The following is a 4,683-nucleotide window of genomic DNA, read 5'->3' on the forward strand; positions in this document are numbered from 1 at the left end:
TGGCCTTCGATAAATCGAGGCATATCGACTCCCGCAATCGAGATGCCAAACTCTATCGAAATCGGTCTGTTGACGTCAAAGGGTTTTCACACACCCTCGACCCAAAGCAGCCATTGTTGGGACAATCCTGTCAACGGCGGCCTCCAGCAGTGAAAGTGACACTAGGCCATAGCTGGCATGCGTTGATTTAGAATCGAACAGCGGTAGCTTAGACGAAAGGAGAGGGAGAGCCTTGTTCGTCGCGAGAGATATTCGCCAATAGAAGCTCATCGGCCTGCGTTCCTGCATCCCGGATTTACGGCAGCAGCACAGTGGCCAGATCGGCTGTTGAGGGCTGTAAATGAGCAGGCAAGACCGAGGTCATATGTACTTAAAAGAAATCTATGTTGAGAACAATGGGGTAATCGAACGCCTGCATCTTTCGCCTGGCTTCGCGCCGAACGGGGAACCTAAGCCATTTGTATTGGTGGGTGGCAACGGCAGCGGAAAGACAAACATTCTGTCCATGGCTGCAGACGCTCTCTTCGAGGCTGCAGCCGGTCATTACACCGACGTAACCCCATCGAACAGTCAAGGTGGAAGAGCGTGGTTCAGAATAGTAGGCAATACCACTGTAAAAGTTGGCTCTACCGGCTCGGCCGTGATATTGCGCCTCGCACATGGAGATTACGAGTTCGCCTATGTTGAGAAGGCCGGTCGGCTCGCTGCCGCTGATGTTCAGCAACGAGTTCCGGCCTCGCTTCGGAACTTTGTAGCTTGGGAAACCGATGGAAATTCGAAAGCATGTACCATCTCTTCGGACGTCGCTAAACGCAGCTACGAAGCAGGAGCGTATGTTTACTTTCCCTCGAGTCGTTCGGAAACGCCATATTGGTTGAATCAGGGGAGTCTTCCTCCTACAGGATTCGATCTTGCACAGCGATATAGCCAGCAGCTTAACAAGCCAATCTTTGTCGAAAAGGGCCTAGAAAAGCTCAAGCAGTGGTTGCTTTCAGTGTTGATCGAAGTCCGCACTGATGTGCGGCCTGTGAATGCTAACAACCAAGCCCTTTGGATCGCAGCCGATAATATGGCCCAGTTTGTACCTGTACATAGACTATGGGGTAACCTCAACGCGATCTTACGAACAATCCTTGATAGCCCGACCGCGAGGCTGACGTGGCTCGGACGATATAACAGGGCGGGCATTGGGTACGCGATGACGGACGATTCCCCGTCGCTGCCACTGGAGTCGTTATCCGCTGGGCAAGGAACCCTTTTCAACATCTTTGGCACGCTAATGCGATATGGCGATGGCACAACTGCCGGAGAAATTCCGTTGTCTGGCAACATCTCGGGTATTTGCGTAGTGGACGAAATCGATTCGCATATGCACATCGATCTTCAGTATCGTGCAATCCCTGCCCTGATCAAGATGTTTCCGAAAGTTCAATTCATCCTGTCCAGCCATTCCCCGCTGTTCGTCCTAGGCATGGAAAAGGTCTTTCCGGAAGGCGCATTCGACCTCTTTGATATGCCCTCTGGCGAACCGGTACAAGCGGAGGCGTATACGGAATTTGGGCGAGCGCTTGACATCTTGCAAGAGACGCATGCTTTTAACGATCAAATTCGCAGAGTCGCAAATGAGCCCGGTAAGCTCTTGGTTCTGGTCGAAGGTGAAACGGATCCTCTCTACATCAAAACCGCTATTGACTTGCTGGGCTTCGCCAGTCTTCTCGATGCCGTTGAGATTGAGTGGATCGGAGCGAAGGATCCAAAACGAGGAGAGGGTTTCAACACTGGAAAGGACTCCCTTAATTCGGCTTACAACTTCCTTCGCGCGAAGCCGGAACTGATCAAACGGCCCGTCTGTTTCTTATACGATAACGACGCTCGAAAATCCGATGTGGATGATGGTCAACTCTCAATCCGAACGATTCCAACCAACCCGCATAACGCAGAAATGCGTTGCGGGATTGAGAACATGCTCCCGTCGGACGTTTTTACAGAAGACGTCTATGACACGAAAAAAAATAATAAGGGAAATGGAACGTATACGACCATTCGTTCTCTGAACAAGATGCGTCTTTGTCAGAAAATCTGTGCCGAATATCGTAAAAGCGAACACTTTCACGGATTCGTACCGTTGCTTCAAATCATCGCCAACGTCGCACATAGTTTGATCGGATATGAAATTCCCGCTGAATTGAAGCTTGTTGAAGGCAAAGAAAATGTTGTGGGCAATAATGAATCCCCTTCAGCAAGTGCCGCATCGTAGTTTCGCAACACGCACATTCGTGGGCGCTACCCGCATGTCGGCAGAAAGTACCAGCAACTAGTCCAGTTTATGCGCACCCAGTGTTCGTCCGGTCTCTGGACCATAGCAGACGTTAGAGTGTCAATTCACCGTATAGGCGAAAGGCCGCTCCTGGCCGCACTCCGACCAATGAGGCAAGCTCGATGTCCGTCGTCACGGTGAGAGCGCAACCTGACCTTGAGCGGTCCTTCCGCTGGCTCCAATGTGGTCAATTGCTGCTTTCAGCTTTAGCCCGCCGCACCAAAAAGGGACACCGCCGAATCGTCGAACCATTTGAGGTACAGGCGAATAGCATCTGTGGTGGCCGAAACCGATGCGCGTAACGATAAAACCCTGTCCACATCGTATGTGCGGACGAGAACCTTTACATGTTGCGCGGGTGGGCAAACGATAAACGACTTGGGCTCGCGATCGAACTGCTCGCCCCAATTCGTTAAGAAGTTGAAAATTCCATACTTATCCCAATCGAGTTCGCACTCTATGGCCGTACGATCATCGTCTTCAAGAACATGATGGCCTCGTGCACCATACAGGAGCCGATCCAGACGATCTACCAATCCCTCATCACTCAGATCGCTCAGGTCGTCCAACCATAGATTCGGAAGTACTTCTCCGAGTCGTTTAAAGCCGAGATAGGCCGGATACAAAGAGCACTGCGGATTAGAAAAATCCCCAAGCGACGTATTTTCACACCATACGCGCATTCGTCCATAGACCGCGGAGGGAGGCACCAGACCGGGCTCGATCATGGCCTCTATCGCAAACTCAGATTTCGTTCCGAACAACATCGATCAACGTCCTTAAGCTGAGGCGAGTGAATCGCCCCGGGTTCCGCTGAGGCTGTTTAGCTAAAACAAGACGGCCTAATCGGATGAAATTCCGAGTTGGTTATAGTAATTGCGGCACGCTGCCAAAGCGGATATTGTCGACGATTCCAGAGATAGGGTTGACCGGCCGTTGTTGGTCGCACTCCGACCGATGAGGTCCACTCGACATTCGTCGTCGCGGAACAGAGTTTTCTACTAGCTATGACAATGCCGCCATTTTCATGTCGAGTACTATCCAATGACCACCCTGGATGTTCCAGCATAGGGGAACTCCTCCGGCACCTCTAGTTTGTCAAAGTCGCCAATGGCGTTTGAACGTTGATGCGCAACAAAAGGGGTGATGTCTTCAATACTTAGCGTCTCTCGTTCCGCGTAGCGCCGGAGCATCTCCCCTCTCAAGCCAAGCTGGACTGCTCGACGCGTAATGGCTCGACCGCTAGGATCATGATCTGGATCCCATTGGAGCCGTACTTCCGACTTGGACAGACGTTCCCTCCATTCCGTCTCCGACCCATATCCGGAAACAGAAAACGTAGAAGCCACGGCTGAAGCCAGGATCTCGTCGAAAAAGGTCCTTGGTAGTCGGACGGCCAAAATGCGCTCCTGCCCCAGCTTCGTGGCCCATCCCGAGCGGAACATCATCCATAGGAAGTTAGGCTTGATCCAGCTCATTCGCCCGAAGCTGAATTGGCCTCCGAAGCGCTGATGCTGTACGGCGTAGTCCGCTATCGCAGGCCTATAGGCTTGATAGACATAAATAGATGAGGAGTCATACTGCGCCATTACATGCTGACCGGCCTCCGGCCAACGTTTGATTTGTTGCTTATAGAACTCAGTTTTCATGGAGGCTTATGCATTGACTGAGAGGTTGAAGTATCGCTCTACCGATTCTTCATTGAGATAACAACTCTTGTCGCGTTTGATACTTGCCGTATTCATTTAGTCCCACAACGAAGAATCCGAATCCTTCCGCCAAAGCGATGAGCGGACCCAGACCACCGTAGGGATAGCCATACGGGTAGATTCGGAGCTCAGCGAGTGACCGCCCAATCACTTCGAGGCGAAGTAGCGAATAATCACCGGTGTTGATGGAATCGACCAGGCTATCGAAATTCCATCGAGCAGATAACTGGTCAGCAGGCTTGTCTATGACGACGGGGCGCGTGCGGCGCCTATGCTCGGCGGCGGAGAGCGCATTAGCATCCAACCAGCCAAAATTTTCTATTAGCCCTGGCGGGATTAGCGGCGGCCAACAAGAATGGTCGCGACAGTGATCCGAATCTTTATCCCTCTTTAGTTCACTGTAGAGAAGGGATAACGCTGCCAGATCTTTGGAGTTCTTGAAGGTGAATCGGACGCCAAACTCTGTCATGGCCTTTGGTTTGCGCGCTCGCAGTACAAAGGGGAGCTGCATCAATGCGTAAGCTTCCCCGTCAAGTAGACAGTTTGTTGTAGACATTCGAAGCCAGGGTTAACCGGGGCAGATATTGCACCGGCGGCACACCGCCCAACGATTCATGCGGGCGAAATTCGTTGTAGTCACGCAGCCATTCATCGGCC

5 protein-coding genes are annotated in these 4,683 nt (G+C 51.8%); 1 reads left to right on the plus strand and 4 read right to left on the minus strand.

Going from position 1 to position 4,683, the window contains the following annotated elements:
* Window positions 1-340 precede the first annotated feature (340 nt).
* Window positions 341-2,257: an AAA family ATPase gene (locus ACTHJ1_RS13520; RefSeq protein ID WP_440193198.1), complete on the plus strand. Its 1,917-nt coding sequence runs from the start codon at window positions 341-343 to the stop codon at window positions 2,255-2,257.
* 266 nt (window positions 2,258-2,523) lie between these two features.
* On the opposite strand, the gene ACTHJ1_RS13525 is transcribed toward ACTHJ1_RS13520, so the two are convergent.
* From ACTHJ1_RS13525 to ACTHJ1_RS13540, 4 genes are all read right to left on the minus strand, one after another.
* Window positions 2,524-3,045, minus strand: coding sequence for a hypothetical protein (locus ACTHJ1_RS13525; RefSeq protein ID WP_440193200.1), 522 nt, complete (start codon window positions 3,043-3,045; stop codon window positions 2,524-2,526).
* Window positions 3,046-3,354: 309 nt separating this feature from the next.
* Window positions 3,355-3,966 (minus strand): DUF4291 domain-containing protein, encoded by a 612-nt coding sequence (locus ACTHJ1_RS13530; RefSeq protein ID WP_440193202.1) that lies wholly within the window; start codon window positions 3,964-3,966, stop codon window positions 3,355-3,357.
* Between the two features lie 49 nt (window positions 3,967-4,015).
* Window positions 4,016-4,540 carry a hypothetical protein gene (locus ACTHJ1_RS13535; RefSeq protein ID WP_440193204.1) on the minus strand — a complete coding sequence of 175 codons (525 nt, stop codon included), beginning with the start codon at window positions 4,538-4,540 and terminating at the stop codon, window positions 4,016-4,018.
* A gap of 16 nt (window positions 4,541-4,556) precedes the next feature.
* Window positions 4,557-4,683 (minus strand): integrase core domain-containing protein (locus ACTHJ1_RS13540; protein WP_440188762.1); only part of this gene is annotated, 127 nt, incomplete at its 5' end.

The sequence above is a fragment of the Bordetella sp. genome (assembly GCF_051960075.1).
Classification (GTDB): Bacteria; Pseudomonadota; Gammaproteobacteria; order Burkholderiales; family Burkholderiaceae_B; genus Bordetella.